Origin of the sequence: Xylophilus rhododendri (assembly GCF_009906855.1) — a bacterium.
Taxonomy (GTDB): domain Bacteria; phylum Pseudomonadota; class Gammaproteobacteria; order Burkholderiales; family Burkholderiaceae_C; genus Xylophilus; species Xylophilus rhododendri.
Genome location: NZ_CP047650.1, coordinates 3719884 through 3746297, shown reverse-complemented (window position 1 = coordinate 3746297; position 26414 = coordinate 3719884). Strand labels below are relative to the sequence as shown.

Below are 26414 nucleotides of genomic sequence, written 5' to 3'. Positions count from 1 at the left end.
TCATGTCCGCACTCAAACTGACCCAGATCGGCAATTCGGTCGGCGTGATCCTGCCCAAGGATGTGCTGGCGCGGATGAAGCTTGAAAAGGGCGACAACATCTTCATGACCGATACCGAAAACGGTATCGCCCTGAGCCCGTACGACGCCGAATTTGAAAAGCAGATGGCCGCTGCGCGCCGCATCATGAAGAGCCGCAGGCACGTGCTGCGCGAATTGGCCAAATGAGCGCGGCCAACCAGCCCTGGGTCTGGCTGGACGAAGCGGTCCTTCGAGCCGTGCATGACGAGCAGCTCGCCGAACACGGCGGCGGCGCGGGTGTGCGGGACGACGGATTGTTCCAATCCGCCCTCGCCCGCCCGCGCAATCTTGCCCAGTACGGCCAGCCGGACGCGGCCGACATGGCGGCCAGCTACGGTTTCGGCATTGCGCGCAACCATCCCTTCGTGGACGGCAACAAACGCACGGCCTTTGTCGCGGTGGAACTGTTTCTGGCGCTCAACGGCTTCGACCTCGGCGCTGACGATGCCGACTGCGTGCTGACCATGCTCAAGCTGGCCTCGGGCGACTTGTCCGAGGCGGATTTCGCGAGCTGGATCCGTAGCCATCTGCAGACGCACGCCGACTAAAATCTCAGAACAGAAAATACCGCTGCGCCATCGGCAGCACCTTGGCCGGCTCGCAGGTCAGCAGCTGGCCGTCGGCGCGCACCGCATAGGTCTGCGCATCGATCTCCATCACCGGCAGCGCGCTGTTGTGCACCATGTGCTGCTTGCGGATGTCGCGCACGTTCTTCACCGCCGACAGCTGCTTGCTCAGGCCGTATTTGCGCCCGATGTCCTGGGCCAGCCCGGCCTGCGAGACGAAGGTGAACGAACCCTTGGCGATGGCGCCGCCGAAGCTGCCGAACATCGGCCGGTAGTGCACCGGCTGCGGCGTGGGGATGGAGGCGTTGGGATCGCCCATGGCGGCCAGGGCGATGAAGCCGCCCTTGAGCACCACGCTGGGCTTGACGCCGAAGAAGGCCGGCTTCCACAGCACCAGGTCGGCCCACTTGCCCTCCTCGATGCTGCCCACCTCGTGGGCGATGCCGTGGGCGATGGCCGGGTTGATGGTCAGCTTGGCGATGTAGCGCTTGGCGCGGAAGTTGTCGTGGCGGGCGCTGTCCTCGGCCAGGGTGCCGCGCTGCACCTTCATCTTGTGCGCCGTCTGCCAGCAGCGCAGCGTGACCTCGCCGACCCGGCCCATGGCCTGGCTGTCGGAGCTGAACATGCTGATCGCGCCCAGATCGTGCAGCACGTCTTCCGCGGCGATGGTTTCCTTGCGGATGCGGCTCTCGGCGAAGGCCAGGTCCTCGGCGATGCCGGCGTCGAGGTGGTGGCAGACCATCAGCATGTCCACATGCTCGTCGAGCGTGTTGACGGTGTAGGGCATGGTCGGGTTGGTGGACGAGGGCAGGAAGTTGGCCTCGCCGACCACCCGCAGGATGTCGGGTGCATGGCCCCCGCCGGCGCCCTCGGTGTGGAAGGCGCAGAGGCCGCGGCCGCGCGTGGCGGCGATGGTGTTCTCCACGAAGCCGGATTCGTTGAGCGTGTCGCTGTGGATCGCCACCTGGATGTCGTGCTCGTCTGCCACCGACAGGCAGGTGTCGATGGCCGACGGCGTGGTGCCCCAGTCCTCGTGCAGCTTCAGGCCGATGACACCGGCGTCGGCCTGCTCGCGCAGCGCGTCGGGCCGGCTGGCGTTGCCCTTGCCGAGGAAACCCAGGTTCATCGGGAAGGCATCGGCCGCCTGCATCATGCGTTCGATGTTCCAGGGGCCGGGCGTGCTGGTGGTGGCCAGGGTGCCGGTGGCGGGCCCGGTGCCGCCGCCCAGCATGGTGGTGGTGCCGGAGGCCAGCGCCTCCTCGATCTGCTGCGGCGAGATGAAGTGGATGTGGCTGTCGATGGTGCCGGCGGTGACGATGCTGCCCTCGCAGCTCAGGATCTCGGTGCCGGGGCCGATGACGATGTCCACGCCCGGCTGGGTATCCGGATTGCCGGCCTTGCCGATCTTGGCGATGCGGCCGCCTTTGATGCCGATGTCGGCCTTGACGATGCCCCAGTGGTCCAGGATCAGCGCGTTGGTCAGCACCAGGTCCATGGCGCCCTGCGCATTGCTGCGCTGGCTCTGGGCCATGCCGTCGCGGATGGTCTTGCCGCCGCCGAACTTGACCTCTTCGCCATAGGCGCCGGCCAGCAGGGTGTAGTCGCGCTCGACCTCGATGATCAGCTCGGTGTCGGCCAGGCGGACCCGGTCGCCGACGGTGGGGCCGAAGATCTCGGCGTAGGCGCGTTTGCCGATGGTGGCCATTACAGGGCTCCCTGAACGAGGGCCCGGAAGCCGTGGACGATGCGGTCGCCCGCGTAATCGACCAGCTCGACCGTGCGCTGCTGGCCGGGCTCGAAACGCACGGCCGTGCCGCTGGCGATGTTCAGCCGCATGCCGCGGGCGGCCGCCCGGTCGAAGTCGAGCGCGCCGTTGGTCTCGGCGAAGTGGTAGTGCGAGCCGACCTGGATGGGCCGCTCCGATGCGTTCTTCACCAGCACCGTGACGGTGCGCCGTCCGGTGTTGAGCGGGTGTTCGCCGTCATCGACGAGAAGTTCTCCGGGCGTCATGGCTTGCCTTTGTCCAAAGGGGTTCAGGCCACGCCGGCCAGCAGCGCGACGCCGAACAGGGCCACGCCCGCACCGGCGATGCGCGGCAGCCAGCGGCTGCGTTCGCGCAGGGCCCAGCCGCAGGCGATGCCGGCGGCATGCAGGGCGACCGTGGAAACCAGCATGCCGGCCACCGTCAGGTCGGCATGCGGCTGGCCGGCGAATTCATGGCCGTGGGCCAGGCCGTGGAACAGCGCGAAGGCGCCGACCAGCAATCCGGCCGGCGCGGCGGACAGGCGCAGCCGGGTCATCACCAGCAGGCCCAGCACCAGCAGCGAGGCGGCGATCATCGGCTCGATGGCCGGCAGGCCGAGGCCGTACAGGCCGGCGAAGGCGCCCAGCGCCAGCATCGAAGCAAAGCCCAGCGGCGCGGCCAGCAGGTCGGGCCAGGCGCGGCGCGCGGCCAGGGCGCTCCAGAGGCCCACCGCGACCATCGCGGCCAGGTGGTCCGCGCCGGCCAGCGGATGCAGCATGCCGGCCAGGAAGCCGTGGTGGCCGCCGTCGTCGGTGCCGGGATGGGCCAGGGCCGACAGCGGCGCGACGCTGGCGGCGAAGGGCAGGACACGCGCTGCAAGGGCGCCGAGGATGCTGATCATGGTCGTCTCTCTCTGGGCAGATTCGGGATATCAGGGGATGGGCTGGTGGACCGTCACAAGTTTTGTGCCATCGGGGAAGGTGGCCTCGACCTGGATGTCGGGAATCATCTCGGGCACGCCGTCCATCACGTCGGCGCGGGACAGCACCTCGCGGCCGGCGCTCATCAGCTGGGCCACGGTCTTGCCGTCGCGGGCGCCTTCCATGACGGCGGCGCTGATCAGCGCGACCGCCTCCGGATAGTTCAGCTTGAGCCCGCGCCCCTTGCGGCGTTCGGCCAGCAGGGCGGCGGTGAAGATGAGGAGCTTGTCTTTTTCTCGGGGCGTGAGTTCCATGCAGGCGGCCTCGGTTCGGTGCGTGTTCGGCGGAAAAAACGATGGTAATTCAGGCGCCGGCTTCCTCGCAGCTGCGCGGAAAAAGGCATGTACGACCAATGGCGTACGGGGTCGATGCACTTTGCGGGCCAGGGCTGTCGCATGCGCGGCCGAAACATCGCCTCGAACACGCCCGGGCGGCGCGCGGGCGGCACGCTGCAGGCGTCACCTTCACCTCAGGAGTCCTCATGTCCTTGCCCACCTTTCCCGGATGCGCTTCGTATGCGCCCGATCAGCAGCCCTGGCACTGCCACCCGCCCTTCGGGCCGAGTTCGGGCGCGGCGGATGGCATGCCGCCGGCGCTGCTCATCTGCACGCTCGTCGGGCTGCAGGCCATCGGCCGCTTCGCCTGGAACCGGCTGGAGGAGTGGATGCAGGCCGAGCGGGCCGCCGCGCCGCCGGAGATCTTCGCCGCGCCCTCGCCGCAGCGGGCCCGCTGCCAGGCGCTGGACGACATGCTGCCCTGAGGCGACCAGCCCCTACATGTTCCAGATGCGCGGCACGGTCGGCGCCAGGCCCCAGCAGGCCTGGCGCCAGGCGCCGCGCACGGCGCGCAGCAAGTCCATGGCCGGCTCCACCACCGGCGCCAGCACCCGCACCACGATCAGCCGGGCATCCGGGCTGGTGACGCCGGCGGTGTGGCAGAGCGGGTGGGCCTCGATCACGGCCCGTGCGGCCTCCAGCGCATGCTCGCGTTCGGTGCGTGCCATGGCGGTGCCGCAGGCCAGGAAGGCGGTGGCCATGCAGCGGTGGCCGGCCAGGCCCAGGGGGCCGTCGAGCAGGCGGCTGTCGGCCGCGTCGATCGTGCCGCGCTCCAGCCAGACGCCCGGGATCTCGATGTGCTGGCGCAGCCGCCCGCGCAGGAAAGGCAGGCCGGCATGCGGCAGGCCGAAGGCGCTGACATCCCAGCCGATCAGCTGCGCGCCCTCGGCCAGCCGCAGGCTGAGCCGGTTCTCGGCGTCGCAGGCGTCGTAGCAGATGGCTTCCTGCGGCAGCCATTCGAGGCGGGCGTTTTCCGCCAGGGCGATGCGGGTGAGCTGGCGGGCGACCTCGCCCTGCGAGCGGTAGAAGCGGGCCGCGCCGGGTGTGGTGAGCAGGCCGTGGGCCCGGGCGCCGACCTCGATGGCGATGTCCAGCACATCGCCGCCGACCAGGCCGCCCGGCGGATGCACCAGCACGTTGTGGCAGATGCCTTCGCCCTCGGGATAGAGGCTCTGCAGGATGCGCAGCGGGCCCTCATGCAGATGCCGGGCGACGGTGCGCGCGGGGTTGTGCGGGTCGCGGGTGTAATTCAGTTCGAGGTGAGCGTGCCAGGGCATGGGGCGGCAGTGTAAGGAATGCCCTCAAGCCCCCAGGGCGGCCAGCAGCCGGAGATTGAAATCGCCCTGCCCCGCCTGCCATGCCTGCAGCGTCCGGGCATCGATCTCGGTGTCCTGCCCATCCCCGGCGCTAAGCCAGCGTTTCCAGGCGGTGGCGTAGCGGTAGGACGAGACTTCGCCCGTCACGTCGCTCGCCACGATCTGGCCGCGCAGCGCCTGCACGATGGCCATGGCCTGCGCCTCGGTCATGCGGCCCTGGTCCCAGTTGGTACGCACCACCTCGGGTGCGAACACGTCCTTGTCGACCGAGAAATAAGTGGGCTCGGGCGAGGCGGCGAGTGTGTCGCAAAGCGCCTGTGTCAGGTCTTCGAGGCTGGAGAAGCTTCGAAAGCCCCGGCCCAGCCCCAGCCGCCGTCCCCAGCCGGTTTCCACGCCGCAGCTCCAGTAGGTGAGCTTGCCGGCGGCCAGGGGCCGCAGGTAGTTCTCCCAGGCATGGGCCAGGCCGATGTCGCCCGAGGTGATGCCGGCCACATGCACATGCGAGACCTGCGGCAGCAGCGCCACCTGGCGCACCCAGGAGCCGCAGTGCACGCCGAAGGGAAAACGCATGTTGTCCGGATGGTTGTCCAGCACCACCACCCGCAGCCGTCGGCCGGGCTGCTGGCGCAACTGGCGCAGGATCAGCGGCCAGCTCAGATGGTGGAAATCGCCGCTGCCGAAAAACACCGTGCCGTGCCGGTCGGCTGCGGGCAGGCTGGTGTCGAGCGCCTGGCCGAAGCGGCGCATGGCAGCCAGGCCGCAGCCGAAGCGCACCAGCTCCTGCCAACTCGCCAGGTCGATGCGCAACTCGCCCGGCAAGGCGCCGACCGAGCGGTCGATGTCCAGCACCACGGGTGCGAGCGGCTGGGTCATTCCTTTTCGCTCCAGGTCCGGTCGCTTTCGAAGCGGCCGGCAAAACGCCGCGCCAGGGCGCGCAGCAGGGGGTTGCGCACGTAGACCATGTGGCGGGTGAAGGTGAAGGAGGCGCCCAGCTGGGCCTTGACCTCGGGATCGGTCCAGCCGGCGATGTAGTGGGACAGGCCGCGCTCGATGGCGTATTCCAGGTTCACCATCCAGCTCACGAAGTACAGGTTGACCTCGCGTGCCGCCGGATAGGCCAGGCCGATGTACTTGTCGACCAGCTTGCCGCCGTATTCGAAGCACAGGTTCCAGCCGAGCAGCACGCCGTCGGCCTGGCGGCGGTATTCGAAGACGATGCCGCCGTTGTCCGCGTCGCGCAGCAGCCCGGCGAAGAACTCGCGGCCCAGCTTGTCGAAGTGGATCTCGCTCTGGGCGAACACCCCCTGGTAGAGGGCGTAATAGGCATCGACCGCCGCGTCGTCCGCGAAGGCGGGGCCGGTCGGCAGACGGAGGATCTCCAGCTCGGCCCGGCTGCGCAGCTTGCGTTTCAAGTTCTTGCGCCGGCTGGTGGACAGGCGGGCCAGGTAGGCATCGCCATCGGCGAAGTCGATCGGCACATAGGCCAGGGCCTGACCCTCGACAGCGACGAAACCCCGGGCCTGCAGCGCCTGGATGAAGGCCTCGGATACGGCGTTGTCCTCGTCGGCCAACAGCGGCGACTGCTGCGGCAGGTCCTTGACGATGGTCAGCCGGTGCTGCCGGCCAGGGCCTTCGCGCAGGGCGGCTACCAGCGCGGCGGGCGCCGCATCCGCCGGCAGCGGCGCGTATTCGGTCGCCGTGGTGCCGACGAAGGCGGTGCGGATGCGCAGCCAGCGCGACCAGCGGGCGAAGCCCGGCAGCGCGGCGGCGCGCTGCTTGAGGGCGTCGTCGGCCGTGGTCAGCAGGTCGAAGGGCGCCACGAAGAGCGGCGCCCCCAGGACATCCGCCACCACGAAGCCCTCGGGCGGGCAGGCCGCGAACTGCCGGGCCAGTGCCGGCGGTTCCAGCGCGTTGCGCACGCCGCTCAGGCGCTCTTGGCGCGCGTCAGCAGCTGGTCCAGCAGGACCATGGCTTCGTCGATCTCACTGCGGCTGATCATCAGCGAAGGCGCGAAGGTGATCACGTTCTTGTAATAGCCGCCCACGTCCAGCACCAGGCCGCGCTTCTCGCCCTGGTATTCGAGCGTGCCTTCCAGGCCCATGTCGACCATCTTGTCGAGCAGGGCGCGGTTGGGGGTGAAGCCGTCGTCGGTGCAGATCTCGGCGCGCAGGGCCAGGCCCAGGCCGTCGACATCGCCGATTTCCTTGTGGCGCTTCTGCAGGTCCTTCAGGCCTTCGAGGAAGTAGGCGCCGCTCTCGTTCACCTGCTTGCCGAAATCGACCTCGGCCGTCATCTTCAGCACTTCCAGGCCGAGCGCGGTGCCCAGCGGGTTGGAGGCGAAGGTGGAGTGGGTGGAGCCCGGCGGGAAGATCTTGGGGTTGATCAGTTCCTCGCGCGCCCACAGGCCCGACAGGGCGTTGAGGCCATTGGTCAGCGCCTTGGCGAAGACCAGCACGTCCGGCTGCACGCCGAAGTTCTCGATCGACCAGAGCTTGCCGGTGCGCCAGAAACCCATCTGGATCTCATCGACGACCAGCAGCACGCCGTGATCGTCCAGCACCTTCTTCAGGCCCTTGAAGAAGTTCGGCGGCGGGATGACGTAGCCGCCGGTGCCCTGGATCGGCTCGACGTAGAAGGCCGCGTATTCGCACTGGTTGGTCTTGGGGTCCCAGATGGCGTGGTATTCGTTCTCGAACTTGCGGGCGAAGTCCTTGACGATGGATTCCGAATACTCCTCGGCCGTCATGCCCTTGGGGCGGCGGAAGGGGTAGGGGAAGGGAATGAACTGGGCGCGGTCGCTGAAGTGGCCGAAGCGGCGACGGTAGCGGTAGCTGGAGGTGATGGAAGAGGCGCCCAGGGTGCGGCCGTGGTAGCCGCCTTCGAAGGCGAACATCAGGCTCTTGCCGTTGCTGGCGTTGCGCACCACCTTGAGCGAATCCTCGATGGCCTGCGCGCCGCCGACGTTGAAGTGCACCCGGCCTTCGCGGCCCCACTTGGCCTCGGCGTCCTGGGCGATCCACTTGGCCAGCTCGATCTTGGTGGGATGCAGGTACTGGCTGGCGATCTGCGGCAGCTCGTGCAGCTGCTTGATCATCACCTCTTCCAGGCGCTTGTTCTTGTAGCCGAAGTTGACGGCCGAGTACCACATCTGCAGGTCGAGGTAGCGCACGCCCTTGTCGTCGTGCATGTAGCTGCCCTCGCAGCCGGAGAAGATCTTGGGCGGATTGACGTAGTGGACGGTGTCGCCGAAGGAACAATACTTGGCTTCGTCGGCCAGCAGCTGTGCGTGATCCATGGAAAGGGAACTCCGGGAGTGATCTCTAGGAAAGGCCCGGCAGGCCGGTGCGGGCCAGGGGCAGGAGCCGCACGGCGAAACGCTGCGGCCGGCGCAGTCTGCGGTGACAACCTTGACCGGGCGTCAAGCGAATGTGTAAGAAGTGTGGAGTCGTTTCCGGCGGATTCATCCGGCGCGGTCGCCGGGGGCCAATTCCAGCTCGGCGTCGCAGCCCGATCCCGCCGAGATCCAGCGCCGCGCCAGCCGCGCCGCCAGCGGGCCGAGCCAGCGCCAGCGCGGGCCCAGCACCTCGGCCGGCTCACTCACCACGCCGCAGCGGTAGAGGCGCTGGCCCTCGTCCCAGCGCAGGGCGGCACAGGCGCCGCGCCGACGCCGGGAGATCACCATGCCGAGCGGACAGGGCTCCACCAGGCAGCACTGGCCGCAGCCGTTGCAGGGCGCGCCCAGGACGGGCTTGGGCGGCGCCTCGCGGTGGATGTGGATGGTCTGCCAGGCCGGGTCGGACATGCGGCGATTGTCCGCCCCGGCGTGCGGCGGCTGCTCAGGTCGGCTTGGCCAGGCCCAGCTTGTCGATCAGGGCCTTCTCGCGCGCCACCGTGTCCTGCGCGAAGCGGGTGTAGCGGGCCGAGTCCATGTAGTTGGGCAGCATGTCGTAGCGGGCCAGGGCCTGCAGGTAGGCCGGGTCTTCCATGGCCTTCTTGAAGGCGTCGTGCAGCTTGGCGACGACATCCGGCGGCGTGTCGCGCGGCGCGCCGATGCCGAAGGGGGAGTTCTGCACGATGTCCAGGCCCAGTTCCTTGAGCGTGGGTGCGTCGGGGAACTTGTCCAGGCGCTGCTCGCCCCAGGTGTTGAGCACCCGCAGGTTGCCGGCCGCCACCTGCTGGGCGAAGCCGGTGGAGTCGGCCGCAGCCATCACATGGCCGCCGATCACCGCCTGCATCAGCTCGGAGCTGCCCTTGTAGGGGATGTGGTTGAGCTGGATGCCCAGCTTCTGCGCCACCAGTTCAGTGGTCAGGTGCGGGCTGGTCAGGGTGCCTGTGGAGCCGTAGCTCAGCTGGCCGGGATGGGCCTTGGCATAGGCCACGAAGTCGGCCCAGTTCTTGATGGGGCCGTTGGTCGGCACCACGATGCCGAAGGCATAGCCGGTGACGTTGATGACGTAGCGGATGTCCTTGACCGGGTCCCAGTTGATCTTGGTGGTGTAGCCGATGCGGAACACGCCCAGGGGGATCTGCGCCAGGATGTAGCCGTCGGCCGGCGAGCTCTGCAGCATCTGCGCCGGCAGGGTGCCGCCGGCACCGGGCTTGTTCTCGACGATGACCGGCTGGCCTAGCAGCTTCGAGGCGTTCTCGGCCAGCTGGCGCATGGTGATGTCGGTCGGGCCGCCGGCGGGAAAGGCGATCACCAGGCGGATCGGCTTGGCGGGAAAGCCGGCGCTGGACTGGGCTTGGGCGCCGGTGGTGGCGAGGGCTGCGGCGCCGATGGCGCTTTGCAGGAGGTGGCGGCGTTGCATGACGGGATTCCTTGTCTCGGTTCTGGCGGGCTTATGGCCCCATGCCGATTAAGGAATGCTCCAAGGTCCGCTGTCATCCGGAGAAACGCCCGGCGCCAGCGTTCTGTCAGCTTCGCCGGCGCACCCGCCACGCTCCCGCCAGCCAGGCCACGGCGAGTCCCAGCACCCATAGCGGCGCATGGCCCCAGCGCCCGGCCCAGCGCGCATAAGGCGTGGGCGCGTCGGAGCGGCCCTGCACCTGGGTGTGCAGCACGGCGCGGGTGAAGGGCTCCAGCGATGCGGTCACCCGGCCGCCGTCGTCGATCACCACCGTGGCGCCGGTATTGGTGGCCCGCACCATCGGCCTGCGGAACTCCAGCGCACGCATGCGCGAGATGTTCAGGTGCTGGTCGATGGCGATGGTGTTGCCGAACCAGCCGATGTTGCTGACGTTGACGAAGATGGTCGGCGCCTGGGCCGGGTCGGTGAAACGCCGGGCCAGTTCGTCGCCGAAGAGATCCTCGTAGCAGATGTTGGGCGCCAGGCGCTCGCCTTGCCAGACAAACGAGGGCTGGCCGACATCGCCGCGGCGGAAGTCGCCCAGCGGGATGTCCATCATCTCGGTGAACCAGTGAAACATCAGCGGCACGAATTCGCCGAAGGGCACCAGATGGTGCTTGTCGTACACATAGGTCGAGGCCTGGCCGGGCTTGAGGCCGAGCGTGGCATTGCTGTAGCCCTGCGAGGAATTGCCCAGCGGAATGCCGAACAGGGCCGCCTGCTGGCCGCTGGCAAAGCGTTTGCCCAGCTCGTCGGCATAGCCGGGCGGCAGCTCCTGCGGCAACACCGGGATGGCGGTCTCGGGGGCGACGATCAGCGATTCGGTGGCCGATTCCATCTGCTCGCGGTACCAGGCCAGGGCCGTGGGCACGCCGCTGCCGGCCTGGAATTTCTCGTCCTGCGGAATATTGCCCTGCAGCAGCGCCACCGACAGCGGCGGCGTGGAAGCCGCGGCGCGTTCGCCCTGCGGCCAGTAGCTGCCCAGGCACAGGGCCAGCACCGCGACAGCGGCCGGCACCAGCCGCCGCGCCAGCAGCGCGCAGGCGATGGCCGCGGACAGCCCGGCCGCCAGCGCACCCAATCCGTAGACGCCGACCAGCGGCGCCAGCCAGGGCGCCGCGCCATCGACATGGGCATATCCGCCGGCGCCCCAGGGAAAGCCGGTGAACCAGCTGCTGCGCAGCAGCTCGGCCACCAGCCACAGCCCGCCGAAGGCCAGCGCGCGCCGCGCCAGCCCGCGCGCCGGCAAGGCGCGGTAGACCGCGCCAGCGACGCCGTAATAGGTCGACAGGAAAGCCGCCAGCCCCAGCACCGCCAGTGCCGCCAGCGGAGCCGGCAGCCCGCCATAGGTGTACATGGAGATATAGAGCCACCAGAAGGTGCCGCAGAGCCAGGCGGTGGCGAACACCCAGGCGCGCAGGCCGGCGGCGCGGGCGCTGGGCGCCTGTTCGAGCAGCGCGACCAGCCCGGCCAGCGACAGCACCTGCAGCCACCACAGCGGCGCGCCGTTCAGCGGGCTGGCGATGGAGGCGGCCTGCGCCAGGCCGGCCAGCACCGCCAGCGCCAGGGCGCTCCAGGTGCCAGGGCCGCCGCGGCGGGGCCAGGGGGCGCGGTTCAAGCGTCCTCGGGCGCCGGCGCGGCTGCCGCCGGCGTCACCTTGAACCAGCGCACCGCGCCGCCCTTGGTGTGCATCACCAGGAAACGCAGGCCGCCGAGTTCATAGATCTCGCCCCGGCGCGGCACATGGCCCATCTCGTGGGCGATCAGGCCGCCGATGGTGTCGAACTCGTCCTCGGCGTCGGTGGGCGCGATGACGGTGTCGAAGGCCTCGGCCACCCGCTCGATCGGCGTGTCGCCGGAGACGCGGTAGCTGCGGTCTGCCAGGGCGAAGATGTCGCCCTCTTCCTCGCCGATGTCGAACTCGTCCTCGATCTCGCCGACGATCTGCTCCAGCACGTCCTCGATGGTGACCAGGCCGGCGACCCGGCCGAACTCGTCGATGACGATGGCCAGGTGGTTGCGGTTGGCGCGGAATTCGCGCAGCAGGTCGTTCAGGCCCTTGCTCTCGGGCACGAAGATCGCGGGGCGCAGCAGGGCGCGGATGTTGAGGTCCGGCGCGCGCTGCAGCTTGAGCAGGTCCTTGGCGAGCAGGAAGCCGATGATGTTCTCGCGCTCGCCGTGGAACACCGGGAAACGCGAGTGCGCCGTGTCGATGACCAGGTTGAGCAGGTCTTCGTAGGGCGCGTCGATGTCGATGACATCCATGCGCGGCGCGGCCACCATCACGTCGCCGGCGCTCTTGTCGCCCATGCGGAGCACGCCCTCGAGCATCACCCGGGAATCGGGGCCGATGATGTCGTTGTCCTCGGCTTCGGCGAGGACGGCCACCAGGTCGTCCTTGGACTCCGGAGCGGGGTGGATGAATTCGGCGACCTTCTGCAGGAAGGTGCGTTTGTCTTCCTTCTCTGCGCGCGAAGGATGGGGGTCTGACACGGGCGGGGGGTGCAGGACGTGCGGTTGCTGAGGAACGGCAAGGATAGCGGAAGCCCGGCCGGTCGGGGCGGATCGGGGCTTGTGCGGCCCTAGCGCCCGGTCGGCAGGCGCCCGGAACGGACGCCCTTGCGCACTTCCTGCATGCCGCCGATCCAGTCCCAGAAGCGTTTGGAGTCGCGCTTGAGGCGGTAGTCGGTCTCGCCGATATGCGCCTCCCACCACTGCTGCACACGGCTGTCCAGCGTGGCCGGCGGCAGGGCCAGATAGGCCTGCGACTCCGAGCCGTCCCGCTGCACGGTGGCGCCGGCCTTGCGCGCGATCTTCAGCATGGCGGCGTTCTCGCTCAACGCCTGCACCACGATCTGGCCGATGCCGGCATTACGCGCATGCACGATGGCCCGGGCGAACAGCCGGCCGCCGAAACCGCGGCCGCGCACCCGCGGCACCACCGACACGCCGAACTCCGCCGTGCGCGGCGACTGGCCGGCATCGCCGTAGGCGAGGTGGGCGACGGCGATCAGTTCGAGCCGGCGGTTGTAGATGCCGAAGATCTCGTCGCGGTCGAAGTCGAGCCGGGCCACGTACTGGTTGATCTGCGCGTCGCGCGCCACGTAACCGAAGCGCAGGTAGCGATCACCCTCGTCCAGCGCCAGCAGGTGGGCGCGGATGCGTTCGCGGTAGGACGGCCCCAGCACCCGGATCGGCACCAGCGAAGCCGCCGCGTGGCGGGCCGAGCCGGCCGGCCGGGCGGGCCGCAGCCAGCGGCTGCCGGCGTGCAAGGAGGCCTGGAGCCAGGCTTTGGAGGGGAACATCCCGTGATTTTAGGTCATATCAAGGGTTTACCCTAGATCCTCCGCAAGATCGGCCAGCACCGCCTCGATCACCCGGGGATCGAAGGCCAGCGTCACATGCGCCAGGCCGGGCACGAAGCGGTTGTCCGCGCCGGCCAGGCTGGCGGTGGAACTGGGGAACACCACGTTGTCGCAGTTCGAATACCAGCACTGCATGCGCTGGCGCAGGCTGTCCGGCTCGCCCGCCGCCAGGGCCGCCAGCCAGGCGCCGTCCCGGCGCATCTGCAGCCCGCTGCCGGATTGGGAGAAGCGCCCCAGCCAGGTCCCCTGGTGCGGCGTGCCCAGGGTGACGATGCGGGCTGCGCGCAACGCATTGCCGTCCGCACGCAGCCAGTCGCGCGCCGCCAGTCCGCCCATGCTGTGGCACAGCAGCACCGGCGGCCGGCCGGTGGCCTGGGCGATGCGGGCGACCGCCGCATCGACGATGGGCCGGTAGGCCTCGATGTCGGCGACGAGCGGCTCCAGGTTCACCGCGACGAAGGGCTGGCCGCGCGCCCGCAGCAGGCGCAGCCAGGGCGTCCAGAAGCCGCGGTTGCAGACGAAGCCGTGGATCAGCACCACGCCCTGGCGCCCGGCCGCGTCGGCGGGCAGGTGGTCGGGCACGGCGTCCGCGAAAAATGGCTGGCGCCAGCAGAAGACACGCGGCGCCATCAGGCTTTCGCGCAGCCAGGCGCGCAGCAGCATCGCGGTGCCGGCGCGCGGCGCCGGGTCGGCACGGTTGACCTGGCGCATCGCCAGCATCTCCAGCCCGATGAAAAAGGCATGGCCGAACAGCAGCAGCAAGCCGCCGGCCACGGCCGTCGGCGGCGAGAAGCGCCACCAGGCGATCAGCCAGACGGCCGTGCAGGCGAGCAGCCCGAGGGTGATGCGTTGCTGGAGTCGGGCGAGCATGGGGGTCCGGTGCGATGCAGCCCGCCATCGTCGCACGGAAGGGCCGGCTCGGTAGAAGCCCGCTGGCACATGCCGGGGCCCGACGAAAGAATGGCCGACCTTCACCCACCTGCGACGCTGCCCATGCAAGCACTTCCCGAGGGCATGACGGTGCTCGAACGCGGCTGGCTCTCGTCCAACAACGTGCTGTTCCACCAGCCGGGCCATCCGGCGGCACTGGTCGACAGCGGCTACTGCAGCCATGCGGAGCAGACCGTGGAGCTGGTCGAGCAGGCTCTCGGCGGCCAGCCGCTGGAACTGCTGCTCAACACCCATCTGCACAGCGACCACTGCGGCGGCAATGCGGCGCTGCAGCAGCATTATCCGGAGCTGGTCACCGCGATACCGCCGGGCGAAGCCGCCGCCGTGCGCGACTGGGACGAAGCCGCGCTCAGCTACGCGGCCACCGGACAGGAATGCCCGCGTTTCGTTTTCCAGCGCCTGCTGCAGCCCGGCGAAACCATCGCCCTGGGCGGGCGCGACTGGCAGGTCTGGTCGGCGCCGGGGCACGACATGCATGCGGTGGTGCTCTTCGAGCCCGCCAGCCGCACCCTGATCTCGGGCGACGCCCTCTGGGCCGACGGCTTCGGCGTGGTGTTCCCGGAGCTGGAGGGCGCCGATGCCTTCGGCGAAGTCGCCGCCACCCTCGACCTGATCGAGCAGCTGCAGCCGCTGGTGGTGGTGCCCGGCCACGGCCCGGTGTTCGACGACGTGCCGGCCGCCCTGGCCGCCGCGCGGCGCCGGCTCGCCGGCTTCCTGCTGGACCCGGCCCGCCACGCCGGCCATGCCGCGCGGGTGCTGCTGAAGTTCCGCCTGCTCGACTGGCGGCGCCAGCAGCTCGGCGCCCTGCTCGCCTGGGCCGGCGCCACCGCCTATCTGCGCACCGTGCACCGCCGCTATTTCCCCAGCCTGCCCTTCGACGCCTGGGCCGGCGTGCTGGTGGCGGAGCTGGAGCGCAGCGGCGCGGCGCGGCGCGAGGGCGCCTGGGTGCTGGACATGGCCAACACGCTTCCCGCACGCAGCCCGGGCAACTGAAGCGGCGGCAACCGCCTTCGCCGCGGCGTGCCGGGTTTCGGCTGAATATCGTCGCCGATTTTCAACGGCCGCATATTCGAAAATCCTGGCGATGCCTGTTCAACCCATTTCTGCCATGTTTTCACTAGCCAATGCACCCACCCTGAATATCTCCTATCCGGAAGTGCCGGATCCTGCGAATTACGATTATGAGGCGGACATCGACGGGGCCCCGACCTCTGAATCGAGCCCATCTCTCGACGGTTATCCATCTTTCGATAAATTCTCGATCGAAACCCTCTTCGATTATCTGCGGAAAGGCGGCGAAATCAGCCTGCATTCCGCCCGCACCTATTTACCGGCCGATGTGCTGAAGCATCTGGCCTTCGGCCGCGACATCGTCTACGACAGGACCGCCCGCCACACCTCCTGCGAACTGCTGAGGCTGCGGCCCTACCGCGAGGCCGGCATCGAACTGCCCGAGCGCGCCGTATGGCAGAACGCGGATTTCCAGGCGCCGCAACCGACGCTGAAAAATTACCCGCCGTTTCCGGAATTCGGCGTGGATACGCTGGTGCGCTATCTGAGCCAAGGCGGCAATCTGACCCAGCTCGATGCTTATGAAAGCCTGCCGCAGAATGTGCTGGAACACCCGTATTTCCAACTGGGCCTCATCGACTCGCGCGAAGCCCGGGCGCCCGGCTGCGGCAATCTGTATCTCACCGATGAAATGCTGAGCCAGTTGTCCACGGCCGGGCCCGGCGATCTGGCGGGACCTGCTTTCAATCCGCCAGTGGCATGGTCGCCCGCTCAGATCGCCGTGCTCGCGCTCGCGGTATGGGGCGGCGCGACGGTCACCGCGGCTTTCATGTATGCCGCCTGGCGCAAGGTCAAAAGCCTGTATTCCGCGCCTGGCGCCGAGACGTACGCCCAGCTGGTCGAGGACGATGACGAAGACGAGGACCGCCATCTGGCGATCGAGCTGCAGGAATTCGGCTCGATGAAACCCACGCAGGTGTGAAGCGCGGGTTCAGGGCAGGTCCTTGCTGGGTTCGACGAAATTCGGGTCCTTGGGCCCGACATTGCCCAGCCGGGTCTTGAGCGACTGCGGCTGGCCGCTGAGCAAGGCCGCGTAACTCACCGTATTGGCCAGCACCTTCTTCACATAGTCGCGTGTCTCGGCGAAAGGCACGTTCTCGGCCCAGATCGCGGCTTCCAGCACCGGGCCCTCGCGCCAGGCGCGTGGCCGGCCGGGGCCGGCGTTGTAGGCGGCAGCGGCCAGGGGCATGGAGCCCTGGAAGTCGTCCAGCGCCAGCTTGAGATAGGCGGTGCCGATGGTGATGTTGGTGTCGCGGTCGGCCAGCTGGTCGGGCGTGAAGCCGCTCAGGCCGATCTTCCTGGCCGTCCAGCGCGCGGTGGCCGGCATCACCTGCATCAGGCCGGAGGCGCCCACGCCGGAGCGGGCATCGGTGACGAAACGGCTCTCCTGGCGGATCAGGCCGTAGACATAGGCCGGATCGATGCCGACCCGCCGGCTGTGCTGCACCACCAGCTTCTCGTGCGGCATGGGGAAGCGCTGGGTGGCGTCGAAGGCGACCCGGGTGCGCTCGCTGGTGTTGATGCAGCGGTCCCACACTTCGCTCTGGCAGGCCATGTCGGCGGCGGCCAGCAGTTCGCGCTCGGACATGCCGCCGCTGTTGTGCAGATTCGTCGCGTAGTTCCATTCGCGCACGCCTTCGCTGCGCAGGCCCAGCAGGATGGCGTAGAGGCCGCGCGCCAGCGAGCCGTTGTTGCGGGCGGCGTCGCGTTCTTCGGGCGTCAGCGGCGCGGGGCGCGGCGGCAGCACGATGGGACGGCCCAGCTCCTCCATCGCCAGCTGTTCGTAGAAGCCGCGCGGGCTGGCGATGCTCTCCAGCAGCTGCTGCGCCTCGGCGCGCTGGTTTTCCGACGGACGGATCGCCACCAGCGCCCGGGCGCGCCAATACACCCAGGCCGGATCGGCGCGAGTGGCCTCGTCCATCGCGCCGGTGGCGGACACCACATCGCGCCAGCGGCCGGCGCGCAGGGCGGCACGCACCTTCCAGCCGAGCATGTCGCCGCTCAGGTCGGCGTCCTTCGTGGCCCGGCCGAAGTAGTCGGAGGCCAGCGGCGAGAGCTTGGTCGCCGCCTGCCGGCCGATGGCACCCCAGAGATAGTTGCGCTCCTCGGCGGAGATCTGCACGCTCCATTTGCCGTCGAGCTGCAGCGCGGCGGCATCGGCGTCGGACTGCGCCATGCGCAGCAGGGCCAGGGTGACCAGCTCCTTGCGCACCTTGGAGTTGGCGACCGCTCGCGCCGCCAGGAAACGCGCCGGGTTGTCGCTCAGTTCGGCCACCTGGGCCGAGGCATCGGGCGCCACGATATCCACCGCATTGCGCGCCAGCCGCGGCCGGTTGGCCTCGATCGCCAGGCGTGCCTTGCGCCAGATGGCGGCCGGCTCGATGCGGCCCGCAGCGAAGAAGCTGGCGACGGCATTGGCGCAGCCGTCGTCGGCTTCGCGCTGGGCATACCAGTTGCGCAAGACCTCGGCGGGCGCGTCGGCGGCGCCGCCCGTCGGGGCGGGCAGGCCGCCGAGCTGGCCGACCAGCAGGGCGTGGCAGCGCACCTCGCGGTCGTCGTTCATGCGAAAGGCCGGATACTGCTGGGCGAAACGCTGCCAGTCGCGCCGCTGGCCCAGCAGCAGCAGCCAGTCGTTGCGCAGGCGGTCTTCCTGGTAGGTGCCGGACCAGCGGGCCAGGAAGGCATCGACCTCCTCCGGCGCCGCATCCTGCAGCCGCACCTTGAGTTCCCAGTAGGCGGCCCAAGGTTCCAGGGCATGGCCGCGCACCAGCGGCAGCAGGGCCGCGAGGCGGTTGCGGTCGCCCCGGCGGAAGGCCTGCGACATGTCGAGCACGGCGTCGTCGCCGCTTCTGGGCGACAGGGGCTGGGCAAATGCGGGGCACACGGCCGACAGGACCAGGGCGGCCGATGTCAGAATCTTCCAAGGTATCGTCATCAAGGGAATTATGGACAAAGCCGCCGTTCGCCGGGCATTGATCGAAGAACGCCTGAACCTGCCCGACCGGCTCCAGCGGGCCGACCTGCTGCAAAGGGTGATGCGCATATGGCTGATAGGCCGGCCCGATGCGGTCATCGGCGCCTATTGGCCGATCAAGGGGGAGTTCGATCCCCTGCCCGCCCTGCACCGCTGGAAGGAGGACGGCGAACTCACCGGGGAAACCCAGCGCCGCCGCATCGCCCTGCCGGTGATCGACCGGGAGCACAAGACGCTCAGCTTCCACGCCTGGTACCCCGGCTGCCCCATGGAGGAGGACGCCTACGGCATTCCCAAGCCCAAGGACACGGAACTGGTGGTGCCCACCCTGCTCTTCGTGCCCTGCGTGGGTTATGGCCCGGGCGGCTTCCGGCTGGGCTATGGCGGCGGTTTTTACGACCGCACGCTGGCCGCGCTGGAGCCGCGGCCCTTCACCGTGGGCCTGGGTTTCACCCAGGGTTTCCTGCCGGACCTGGAGCCCGAAGCCCACGATGTGCCACTCGATGCCATCCTGAATGACAACGGGGTCGTTTGGCCCTAAGGAACAGGTTTTCCGCCCGCTGATCGGGCCTTCGACGGTCAAACTTTCGATTAGATTCAATGACAAGCGCTCTTGATTGAATGCAAGAGCTGAAATGTCGTCCTCGCGGAGGCCGGCGCGTTGGTGCCCTGGGCTTCGGCCCTCTGACATTCCGTGCTTTCCGTGAGTTTCTTCGCGTTCTTCTATGGGTGAACGCGGATCGATAGGTGCAACAATGTCTGCAAATCTTCGGAGTCTTGGGAGTCCGACGACGGAACCCGTTCGGAGCCAGGCATGAAAGTGATCGTCGCCGAAGACGACCTGCTGCAGCAGGCTCATGTGGTGGGCTTGATCCAGGAATTGCGTCCCAGCTGGCAGATCGTGGCCCGGGTCGACAGCGTGGCGCAGGTGGTCCAGGCCGTGGCGCAGCACAAGCCCGATGTGCTGCTGCTCGACATCCACATGAAGGACAGCGACGAGCCCTCCTGGCTCGGCGCGCTGTCGGGCAACATGGCGGTGATCTTCACCACCGGCGATCCGAGCTTCGCCGTCAGCGCCTTCGATGTGGCCGCCGTCGACTACGTGCTCAAACCCGTCACCCGCGGCCGGCTGGAGCGCGCCCTCGACCGCCTCTACAAACGCGCCGTGGAAAGCACCCTGCCGGGCCGGCCACCGGTGCTGCCGCTGGCCACCATCACCGCCGCGCGCGGCACCGACATGGTGGTCTACCAGACCTGCGAGATCTACTACTTCCAGGCCGACAACAAATACACCCGGGTGGTGATGGCCGACCAGGAAGGCCTGGTGCGCACGCCGATCGCCGAGTTCGAACAGCTGCTCGACGGCAAGTTCTTCAAGCGCATCCACCGCTCCACCCTGCTGAACTTCCGTTTCGTGGAACGGGTGCGGCGCGACGACATGGGGCGGCTGCGGGTCAAGCTCTTCGGCATGTCCGAGGAACTCACCGTCAGCAAGCCCTACGAGCCGCAGTTCAGGGTGATGTAGCCAGGGCCTGGGCGATCGCGGCCACGCGGGCGCGGGTGACGGCCTCGCCGATCTTCGGGCCCCTGGCGCCGGCGGCCGCGGCAGCGGCGGCGACCGGCGCCGTCTCCACCGACAGCGCCGCCGCCTGCGCGGCCAGCAGCCGCTGGCGCTGGGGATAGGCGTTTTCGTCCATGCCGAGACGGCCGCGTGCATCGCATTCGCAGGCCAGCAGCACATCGGAAAAGCGTTCGGGTCGGCGCAATGCGTCGCAGCGTTCCAGCAGGCGCATCAGCGCCGCCGCGTCCAACTCGCCGCTGCGGTGGATGTTGCCGTGCTCGCGCGCCACCACGTCGGCCGTCGCCCGGCTGGCCAGCGGCACCCGCAGCCGGTCGCACAGGGGCGCCAGCAGGCGGGCGCTGCGGCCCTCGTGGCCGAGGTGGCGCGGCAGGATGTCGGCCGGCGTGGTGCCCTTGCCCAGGTCATGGGTCAGGCAGGCGAAACGCACTTCCAGCGGCGCCTGCAGCCGGGCGGCCATGTCCAGCACCATGTTCAGGTGCACGCCGGTGTCGATCTCGGGGTGGTAGTCGGCGCGCTGCGGCACGCCCCACAGGCGGTCCACCTCGGGCAGCAGCCTGGCCAGGGCGCCGCAGTCGCGCAGCACCTCCAGCATGCGCGAGGGCTTGCGCTCCATCAGCCCGCGGCTGATTTCCTGCCAGACGCGTTGGGGCACCAGGGCATCGACCTCGCCGTCGGCCACCATGCCGCGCATCAGCGCCAGGGTTTCCGGCGCCACCGAGAAGTCGGCGAAACGCGCGGCGAAACGCGCCAGGCGCAGGATGCGCACCGGATCCTCGCGAAAGGCTTCGGTGACGTGGCGCAGCACCTTGTCCCGCAGATCGCGCTGGCCGCCGAAGGGGTCGACCAGGCCCTGCGCGCCGACGGCGTCCACCGGCTGGGCGATGGCGTTGATGGTGAGGTCGCGCCGCGCCAGGTCTTCCTCCAGCGTCACCTCGGGCGCGGCGTGGAAGGCGAAGCCGTGGTAGCCGGGCGCGGTCTTGCGTTCGGTGCGCGCGAGGGCGTATTCCTCGTGGGTCCGGGGGTGCAGGAAGACGGGAAAGTCCTTGCCCACCGGCAGATAGCCCTGGGCGACCAGCGCCTCGGGCGTGGCGCCCACCACCACCCAGTCGGTGTCCTGCACCGGCAGCCCCAGCAGGGCATCGCGGATCGCGCCGCCGACCTTGTAGATTTCCATGGCCGCGAGTCTAGGCGGCTCAGCCGACCGCGGCGGTGAACACACGCAGGTAGTTGCCGCCCATCACCTTCGTCACATCCCCGGCCGAGAGCCCGGCCTGCCGCAGCGCCGCGCGCAGCTCGGGCAGCTGCCGGTAGCTCTGCAGCACCGGCGGCGAGATGAAGCCCAGCATGTCGCTACCCAGGCCCACATGCTCGATGCCGATGGCGTCGGCCATGCGGGCCACGCCCTCGGCCATGGCCTGGATCGAGGAGAAGACACCCGCGCTCGGCCACACACCCACCACGCCGCCGGTGTCCGCCACCAGCCGTGCATGTTCGGGCGTGACCTGCCGGCTGCGCGGCCCGGCGCGCTGCGACAGAGAAGTGTGCGAGAGCACCAGGGGCTTGCTGCTCACGGCCGCCGCGCGCCTGACCAGTTCGAAGGTGCCGTGCGCCACGTCCACCACCAGGCCCAGGCGGTTGCAGCGCCGCACCACCTCTGCGCCGAAATCGGTCAGTCCGCCGTGCACCGGCGCCTCGGTCTGGATGTCGCCCAGCTCGTTGGGGCGGTAGTGGGTCAGCTGCAGATGGCGCAGGCGGTGCTCGCGCCAGGCCTGCTCCAGCCGGTCGATATCGCCTTCGAGGAAATCGGCGCCTTCGCTGGACACGATGACGGTGGGCCCGGCCCGGCGGGCGGCCCGCAGGGCGGCGGCATCGCTGGCCACCAGCAGGCCCTCGTGCGCGATCAGGGCCTCGGCGCGGGCGAAGGACAGGCGGGCCCAGTCGGCCATCTCGCCGGGTGCCGGCGTGCGCCAGGGTTCGATCTTGCGGCGGTCGGCCGAGACCCGGGTGGCGCTGCCGTCGGCCACGATGTCCAGGCAGAGCACGTCCAGCCCGCCGGCGCGCATCGCCTCGGCCACCGGCAGGAAGGGACGCGAGGCGGCGCGCGCGGCGTCATGGCCCAGGGAGACGCGGCCGGCATGGCTGTGCATGTCGATGCGGGGCACATCGTCGGCCGCATGCTCCTGCGCACCGCCGACTACCGGCGCGACCGGCACCGCGGGCCGCGCGCATCCGGCCAGGCCGGCCGAGGCCAGCGCCGCGGCCGCCAGCCAGCGGCGGCGCCCGGGCTGCGCGGCGTGGCGGGTCGCTGCCTGCGGCGACGGGAAGCGGGAAAGGGTCATGGCGCGCTCCGGCTGGGCTGTGGCGGGAGCCGCATTATGGTGAGCCCCGCCCCCTGGCGCGAGGGATCGCGGACCGGCTCAGCCCGGATCAATCCGGCGTCTGGCCCGACGGCCGCGGCCGCTTCGGCCCCGGCTCATCGGCGGCGCCCACCGCATCCCGCTTGCGGAAGAACGCTGCCCAGTTCACGCCGGCCGCCGCCTGCGCGATCTCGTCGCGATAGCCCGGCCGCAGTCGAAAGGCTTCGCTGCACAACCTGCCACGCGACTCGATCCAGCCGAGCGACAGCGCATGCTGCAGGCTGCGCCGCGCCCAGCCGTGCCGCCGCCGGCCTAGAAAACGGCGTTGCAGATCCGCGCCGGTGAACCACTCTTGCGGCGGCTGGCTTTCCAGGAAGCCGAGCAGCGTCTCAGGGCCGTCGGGCGCCGGCTGCGGCCGCTTCGGCAGGGGCGTGCGTTCCAGGGCGGGATGCAGCATGGCGCAGATGCGCTGCAGCAGCGCGCGCAGCTGGGGATTCCTGAAGTTCAGGCGCGGCAAGCCCTGGTCCGGATGCGCGGCACCCGCCCTGCACAGGGACGCCAACAGCGCCTTCACCTCGCCCTCGGACTGGCCGGTGGTCTGCTGCAGTTCGACCGCGTTCGCGCAGCGGCCGGCGGCCAGGGCCAGCAGGATCGGCCACTCGGCCCGCGAGCAAGTGAACCGCGCCGCTTCGCCGCTGCGCACCAGGCGATAGCAACGGGTATGCCAGCCGTCGCTGACGATCGTCAGCACGCCCTCGACAGTGCACAGCCGGCTGCAGGCCACGGTCATCTGGCGCGCGTTGACCGCATGCCCGGCGTCATGGAAGGCATGGCGCATGGCCGCCGCCGAATAGCCCCGCTCGCGCGGATGCTCGGCCAGGAAACGCCGGATCAGCAAGCGCAGCGCCGCCGAGAAGGTCGACGGCCCGGACGAAGCCGGCGCGTCACCGCCGCAGCCGACGCTGCAGAAGCCGGCATCACCATCGCCCGAGCCGGAACTGCGCGAGGGCAGCAAGGCCAGCGCCGGAGGCGGCGAGGCGGGTGCTCGCCTGTCCTGGCCGGCGGGCTTGCCGTTCGATCCGGTGGAGCCAGTCCGCGCCGGGCTGCCGCAGGTCTCGGTGGGTGGAAATGTCATGGCGACAGGATGCAAAGCCGCCATGCTCGGCCACGCCCGGCGTGCTTGCGCTGGCGCGGCGCAAGCCCGACCGGCGGCGCGAAGCAGGCCGCTCAAGCCCCGGGCAGCGCCACGATCTCCAGGCTGCGGCCCGGCACCGCGAAGAAGTGTTCCAGCACCTGCGACAGGGCCACGCCCTCGGCGCCATCCGCGTCCTGCGGCGTGGGCCCGGCATCGAGCAGCGACCGCGCCAGCCAGGCACCGTCCGCGCCGCGCCATACCTCCAGGTAGGCCGGCCAGAGCGGCAGGCAGAGCACGGCCTGGCCGGGCGCGTGCAGGGTGCCGAGCTGCGTCAGCACGTCCTGCGCACTGGCCAGCCTTGCGTCCTGCGGCACGCAGCGCAGGCCCTGGGCCCGCAGGAACTCCTGCACCCGGCCGGCCTGGCCGGGCTCGGCCGCATCGATGCCGCGGCTGTGCAGGTAGTCCAGCATGCTGCGCAGGTGGCATGGCGGCATCGCCCAGGGCTTCAGTACCTTCGCCCAGTCCACTCCGGCCGCGGCTGCCGCCAGGCGGGCGCGGTAGGCGGGTGCGAAGCGGAAGAAGAAACACTGCTTCCTGTCGTCCCAGCGCTTCTCCAGCCAGCCGTGATTGCAAGGCCGTTCGATGCTTTCCAGCGCCCAGTTGCCGCAGCCCCGGATGTCGAAATACTTTTCCAGCGCGGCCCGGCTGAACCACTCCTGCGGCGGCTGCACCGCCAGGAGGCGCTGCACGCTGTGGCGCCCATGGGTGCGCGCCTGCGGCACGGCCGGCTCGGGCGTGCGTGTGGCCTGGGGATGCAGGATGTCGTGGACGTGTTGCAGCTCCTCTTGCACGAATGGGTTGTCCAGGTTCAGGCCGGGCAGGCCGGTCCCGCGCGGCGCGCCCTCCGTGCGGCGCAGCAGGCGCACGAAATCCTTGACCTGGCTTTCGGTTCTGCCAGTCGCCCGCATGAGTTCGCCCCAGGTCGTGCAGCTGCCGGCCAGCAGCACCAGCAGCACTTCGCGGTTGAGCTGCGAGAGGTGCAGGGCCGGCCGCTCGCCGGTCTGCGGCAGGCGGAAGGTCTTCATGTGGCTGCCCGCGATGGCCGTTCCCACCAGCTTCTGGGCACCGACCAGGTGGTGGCAGGCCGAGGCCACCAGCTTCATGTCCAGCACATGGCCGAGTTTCTCCAGATCCTCCATGATTTCCCGGGCAGTGTCGCCCTCATCCGACGGATGGGCCGCGAGGTAGCGCAGCACCAGTGCGGCCAGCGGCTCGTCCACCGGCCGGTCCGTCTGCAGCGCCGCCGCGTGCACATCGGCGCCGCTCGAAAAACTGCCGTCGTCGTGAGGCGAGCTGTTGCACTCCGCCAATGCGGCCAGTTCCGGGCTGTGCACATCGCGCCGGCTTTCGCGCCGGCTTTCGCGCCGGCTCTCCTGGACATGGCGCCAGGTCTTGCGCACGGAAGTCGATTTCGTCCGGGCGGACCAAGCGCCGTTCGAATCCAGAGGTGGCATCGACATGGCATCAACCCTCCAGCACCGGCACCAGCTGCACGCGGCGCGCCGACCCGTCGAAGAAACGTGTCAGCACCGGCCAGAGTTCCGTCGGATCGTGGCGGATCGCGGACAGCCCCGCGGCATAAGGGGGCTGCACCTGCCAGCTACCTTGCGTGTCCTGCCAGACCTCCAGGTAGCCGGGCTGCACCGACAGGCAGAGCACGGCGTGGCGGGGCTGCGGCAGCTCCGACAGTGCCGCCGCCACCGCCTGGGCGCTGGCCTGCGGCTGGCCCTGCGGGCCGCAGCGGCGGCCCTGGGTGGCCATGAACTCCCGCACCTGGTCCGGGTCGCCGGCATCCGTGCCGGCGACGCCGCGGCTTTGCAGATAGGCCCAGAGGTCGCCCACCTGCCGCACCGGCGACCCGCCGGCTGACGGTGCCGATGCCGGAACCACGCGAGCCGAGGGCTGCGCCGCCATGCCGCCGGATTTCACCGCCAGATCCTGCGGCTGCTCCGGCTGCATCGACGGTTCGGCCAGCTCCGGCGGCTCGTGCTCCGGCTCCTTTCCGCCGAAGAGTGCGGCCCAGTCCACGTCCGCCGCCGCGCGCGCCAGCCTTGCGCGGTACTGCGGATGCAGCCGGAAGTAGTAGCGCCTGGCCGACGGATCTTTCCGCTTCTCCACCCAGCAGTGTTTCACCGGGCGCTTGAGGCTGTCCCACACCCACAGGTTGTTGCCGAAGGTTTCGAAGCGCTGCTGCAGGTCGGTGGTGGTGAACCATTCCTCGGGCGGCTGGGTGCTGAGGAAACGCTGCACGCTGTCCGGCCCGTGGACCGGCACCTCGGGCTTGTCGGGCAGCGGGGTCCGTTTTCGCAGCGGATGCAGCAGGTGGTGGATGCGCAGCATCTCCTCGCGTATGGCGGCATTACGCATGTCCAGGCCCGACACGCCGCGCCCCTCCTCCAGGGCGCCGGCCGACCGCATGGCCGGCACGAAGGCCCGGACCTCGCTGTAAGGCCGGCCGGTGACGACGGCCAGTTCCTCCTGCCCGCCGCAGCTGCGGGCGGCGAGCTTGATCAGCACCTCCCAGTTGAGCTGCGAGCAGGTCACGCGCGGAGCCTCGCCCTCGCCGAGCAGGCGAAAGCGGCGCTCGCGGGCGCAGGGCACGATGATCGACAGGGCATCGCGCGAGCGCACCAGGTGATGGCAGGCCATGGCCACACGCTTGAGTTCCAGTGCATGCCCCTCCTGGCACAGCGCCGTCCAGATCTGCCGGCCGGTGTGCCCGTCCGCTTCGGGATGGTCCTGCAGGTACCGCCGCACCAGCTCCCGCACCGAAGCGGCGGGTGTTTGCGTGCTGCCGCGGGAATCCTCGGACTCCTCGTCGGAGCTGGAAAACTGGCTGTCCTCGGCGACCGCAAGCGTGCGCAAGGCTTGCGCCACCACATCGGCGCTCAGGCCGTACTCCGGCGGCGACGGAACGTAGCCCGGGATGGCCGACTTGCGGATGGTGATCGACAAAGGCGGGAAGGCGGCACTCTGGCCGTGCGATGGCAGGTTCATGACTAAGACCGCTTCACGGGCGGCGCAATGGAAAAACCCGAGATGCTGTCCATC

At 69.6% G+C, this 26414-nt stretch carries 27 protein-coding genes; 7 read left to right on the top strand and 20 right to left on the bottom strand.

The window, feature by feature from the left end:
- Nucleotides 1–2: 2 nt before the first annotated feature.
- Together GT347_RS17305 and GT347_RS17300 are read left to right on the top strand one after the other, a co-directional pair.
- Nucleotides 3–227, top strand: a complete 225-nt coding sequence (locus GT347_RS17305; RefSeq protein ID WP_160553386.1) for an AbrB/MazE/SpoVT family DNA-binding domain-containing protein — start codon at nt 3–5, stop codon at nt 225–227.
- On the top strand, nt 224–628 hold the full coding sequence (locus tag GT347_RS17300; protein WP_160553385.1) for a type II toxin-antitoxin system death-on-curing family toxin: 405 nt from the start codon (nt 224–226) through the stop codon (nt 626–628). The genes GT347_RS17305 and GT347_RS17300 overlap by 4 nt, the downstream gene beginning before the upstream one ends.
- Before the next feature lie 4 nt (nt 629–632).
- Here GT347_RS17300 and ureC read toward each other — a convergent pair whose 3' ends face one another.
- The 4 genes from ureC to GT347_RS17280 are packed head-to-tail and all read right to left on the bottom strand — an operon-like array spanning nt 633 to nt 3624.
- Nucleotides 633–2351, bottom strand: coding sequence for an urease subunit alpha (gene ureC / locus GT347_RS17295; RefSeq protein WP_160553384.1), 1719 nt, complete (start codon nt 2349–2351; stop codon nt 633–635).
- Nucleotides 2351–2656, bottom strand: coding sequence for an urease subunit beta (locus GT347_RS17290; RefSeq protein ID WP_160553383.1), 306 nt, complete (start codon nt 2654–2656; stop codon nt 2351–2353). Before GT347_RS17290 ends, ureC begins: the two co-directional genes overlap by 1 nt.
- A gap of 23 nt (nt 2657–2679) precedes the next feature.
- Nucleotides 2680–3291, bottom strand: coding sequence for a HupE/UreJ family protein (locus GT347_RS17285; RefSeq protein ID WP_160553382.1), 612 nt, complete (start codon nt 3289–3291; stop codon nt 2680–2682).
- Between the two features lie 30 nt (nt 3292–3321).
- On the bottom strand, nt 3322–3624 hold the full coding sequence (locus GT347_RS17280; RefSeq protein WP_160553381.1) for an urease subunit gamma: 303 nt from the start codon (nt 3622–3624) through the stop codon (nt 3322–3324).
- Between the two features lie 227 nt (nt 3625–3851).
- Here GT347_RS17280 and GT347_RS17275 point away from each other — a divergent pair, with 227 nt between their 5' ends.
- On the top strand, nt 3852–4130 hold the full coding sequence (locus GT347_RS17275) for a hypothetical protein (RefSeq protein ID WP_160553380.1): 279 nt from the start codon (nt 3852–3854) through the stop codon (nt 4128–4130).
- A 12-nt stretch (nt 4131–4142) separates the two neighbouring features.
- On the opposite strand, the gene GT347_RS17270 is transcribed toward GT347_RS17275, so the two are convergent.
- The 10 genes from GT347_RS17270 to GT347_RS17225 form a co-directional block, all read right to left on the bottom strand.
- The gene (locus tag GT347_RS17270; protein ID WP_160553379.1) at nt 4143–4982 is read right to left on the bottom strand and encodes an urease accessory protein UreD; all 840 of its coding nucleotides are present in this window, start codon (nt 4980–4982) and stop codon (nt 4143–4145) included.
- 24 nt (nt 4983–5006) lie between these two features.
- A complete protein-coding gene (locus GT347_RS17265) occupies nt 5007–5894 on the bottom strand; it encodes an arginase family protein (protein WP_160553378.1) in 888 nt (295 codons plus the stop codon).
- The gene (locus GT347_RS17260; RefSeq protein WP_229722358.1) at nt 5891–6940 is read right to left on the bottom strand and encodes a GNAT family N-acetyltransferase; all 1050 of its coding nucleotides are present in this window, start codon (nt 6938–6940) and stop codon (nt 5891–5893) included. Before GT347_RS17260 ends, GT347_RS17265 begins: the two co-directional genes overlap by 4 nt.
- A gap of 5 nt (nt 6941–6945) precedes the next feature.
- Complete coding sequence (locus tag GT347_RS17255) at nt 6946–8316, bottom strand: aspartate aminotransferase family protein (protein WP_160553377.1); 1371 nt, start codon at nt 8314–8316, stop codon at nt 6946–6948.
- Nucleotides 8317–8481: 165 nt separating this feature from the next.
- Nucleotides 8482–8823, bottom strand: coding sequence for a hypothetical protein (locus GT347_RS17250; RefSeq protein ID WP_160553376.1), 342 nt, complete (start codon nt 8821–8823; stop codon nt 8482–8484).
- Between the two features lie 34 nt (nt 8824–8857).
- Nucleotides 8858–9829, bottom strand: coding sequence for a tripartite tricarboxylate transporter substrate binding protein (locus tag GT347_RS17245; protein ID WP_160553375.1), 972 nt, complete (start codon nt 9827–9829; stop codon nt 8858–8860).
- 106 nt (nt 9830–9935) lie between these two features.
- Entirely contained in the window at nt 9936–11486 is a 1551-nt protein-coding gene (gene lnt / locus GT347_RS17240; RefSeq protein WP_160553374.1) for an apolipoprotein N-acyltransferase, read from the bottom strand.
- The gene (locus tag GT347_RS17235; protein ID WP_160553373.1) at nt 11483–12361 is read right to left on the bottom strand and encodes an HlyC/CorC family transporter; all 879 of its coding nucleotides are present in this window, start codon (nt 12359–12361) and stop codon (nt 11483–11485) included. Before GT347_RS17235 ends, lnt begins: the two co-directional genes overlap by 4 nt.
- An 89-nt stretch (nt 12362–12450) precedes the next feature.
- Complete coding sequence (locus GT347_RS17230; RefSeq protein WP_160553372.1) at nt 12451–13173, bottom strand: GNAT family N-acetyltransferase; 723 nt, start codon at nt 13171–13173, stop codon at nt 12451–12453.
- A gap of 27 nt (nt 13174–13200) precedes the next feature.
- Nucleotides 13201–14103 carry an esterase/lipase family protein gene (locus GT347_RS17225; protein ID WP_160553371.1) on the bottom strand — a complete coding sequence of 301 codons (903 nt, stop codon included), beginning with the start codon at nt 14101–14103 and terminating at the stop codon, nt 13201–13203.
- Between the two features lie 123 nt (nt 14104–14226).
- Here GT347_RS17225 and GT347_RS17220 point away from each other — a divergent pair, with 123 nt between their 5' ends.
- Together GT347_RS17220 and GT347_RS17215 are read left to right on the top strand one after the other, a co-directional pair.
- Nucleotides 14227–15177 carry an MBL fold metallo-hydrolase gene (locus tag GT347_RS17220; RefSeq protein ID WP_229722357.1) on the top strand — a complete coding sequence of 317 codons (951 nt, stop codon included), beginning with the start codon at nt 14227–14229 and terminating at the stop codon, nt 15175–15177.
- 115 nt (nt 15178–15292) lie between these two features.
- On the top strand, nt 15293–16177 hold the full coding sequence (locus tag GT347_RS17215) for a hypothetical protein (protein WP_160553370.1): 885 nt from the start codon (nt 15293–15295) through the stop codon (nt 16175–16177).
- Nucleotides 16178–16186: 9 nt separating this feature from the next.
- On the opposite strand, the gene GT347_RS17210 is transcribed toward GT347_RS17215, so the two are convergent.
- A complete protein-coding gene (locus GT347_RS17210) occupies nt 16187–18190 on the bottom strand; it encodes a lytic transglycosylase domain-containing protein (protein WP_160553369.1) in 2004 nt (667 codons plus the stop codon).
- A 10-nt stretch (nt 18191–18200) separates the two neighbouring features.
- Between GT347_RS17210 and GT347_RS17205 the strand changes: the two genes are divergently transcribed.
- Both GT347_RS17205 and GT347_RS17200 read left to right on the top strand, forming a co-directional pair.
- Nucleotides 18201–18770, top strand: coding sequence for a 5-formyltetrahydrofolate cyclo-ligase (locus tag GT347_RS17205; RefSeq protein ID WP_160553368.1), 570 nt, complete (start codon nt 18201–18203; stop codon nt 18768–18770).
- 273 nt (nt 18771–19043) lie between these two features.
- On the top strand, nt 19044–19754 hold the full coding sequence (locus GT347_RS17200) for a LytR/AlgR family response regulator transcription factor (RefSeq protein WP_160553367.1): 711 nt from the start codon (nt 19044–19046) through the stop codon (nt 19752–19754).
- Here the strand turns inward: GT347_RS17200 and GT347_RS17195 are convergent.
- The 5 genes from GT347_RS17195 to GT347_RS17175 form a co-directional block, all read right to left on the bottom strand.
- Nucleotides 19741–20985: a multifunctional CCA addition/repair protein gene (locus tag GT347_RS17195; RefSeq protein WP_160553366.1), complete on the bottom strand. Its 1245-nt coding sequence runs from the start codon at nt 20983–20985 to the stop codon at nt 19741–19743. The two genes, GT347_RS17200 and GT347_RS17195, sit on opposite strands and share 14 nt — an antisense overlap.
- Nucleotides 20986–21004: 19 nt before the next feature.
- The gene (locus tag GT347_RS17190) at nt 21005–22150 is read right to left on the bottom strand and encodes a dipeptidase (RefSeq protein WP_229722356.1); all 1146 of its coding nucleotides are present in this window, start codon (nt 22148–22150) and stop codon (nt 21005–21007) included.
- Between the two features lie 88 nt (nt 22151–22238).
- Complete coding sequence (locus GT347_RS17185) at nt 22239–23303, bottom strand: hypothetical protein (protein WP_160553365.1); 1065 nt, start codon at nt 23301–23303, stop codon at nt 22239–22241.
- A gap of 92 nt (nt 23304–23395) precedes the next feature.
- On the bottom strand, nt 23396–24763 hold the full coding sequence (locus tag GT347_RS17180; RefSeq protein ID WP_160553364.1) for a hypothetical protein: 1368 nt from the start codon (nt 24761–24763) through the stop codon (nt 23396–23398).
- Between the two features lie 64 nt (nt 24764–24827).
- On the bottom strand, nt 24828–26360 hold the full coding sequence (locus GT347_RS17175) for a hypothetical protein (RefSeq protein ID WP_160553363.1): 1533 nt from the start codon (nt 26358–26360) through the stop codon (nt 24828–24830).
- Nucleotides 26361–26414: the final 54 nt, after the last annotated feature.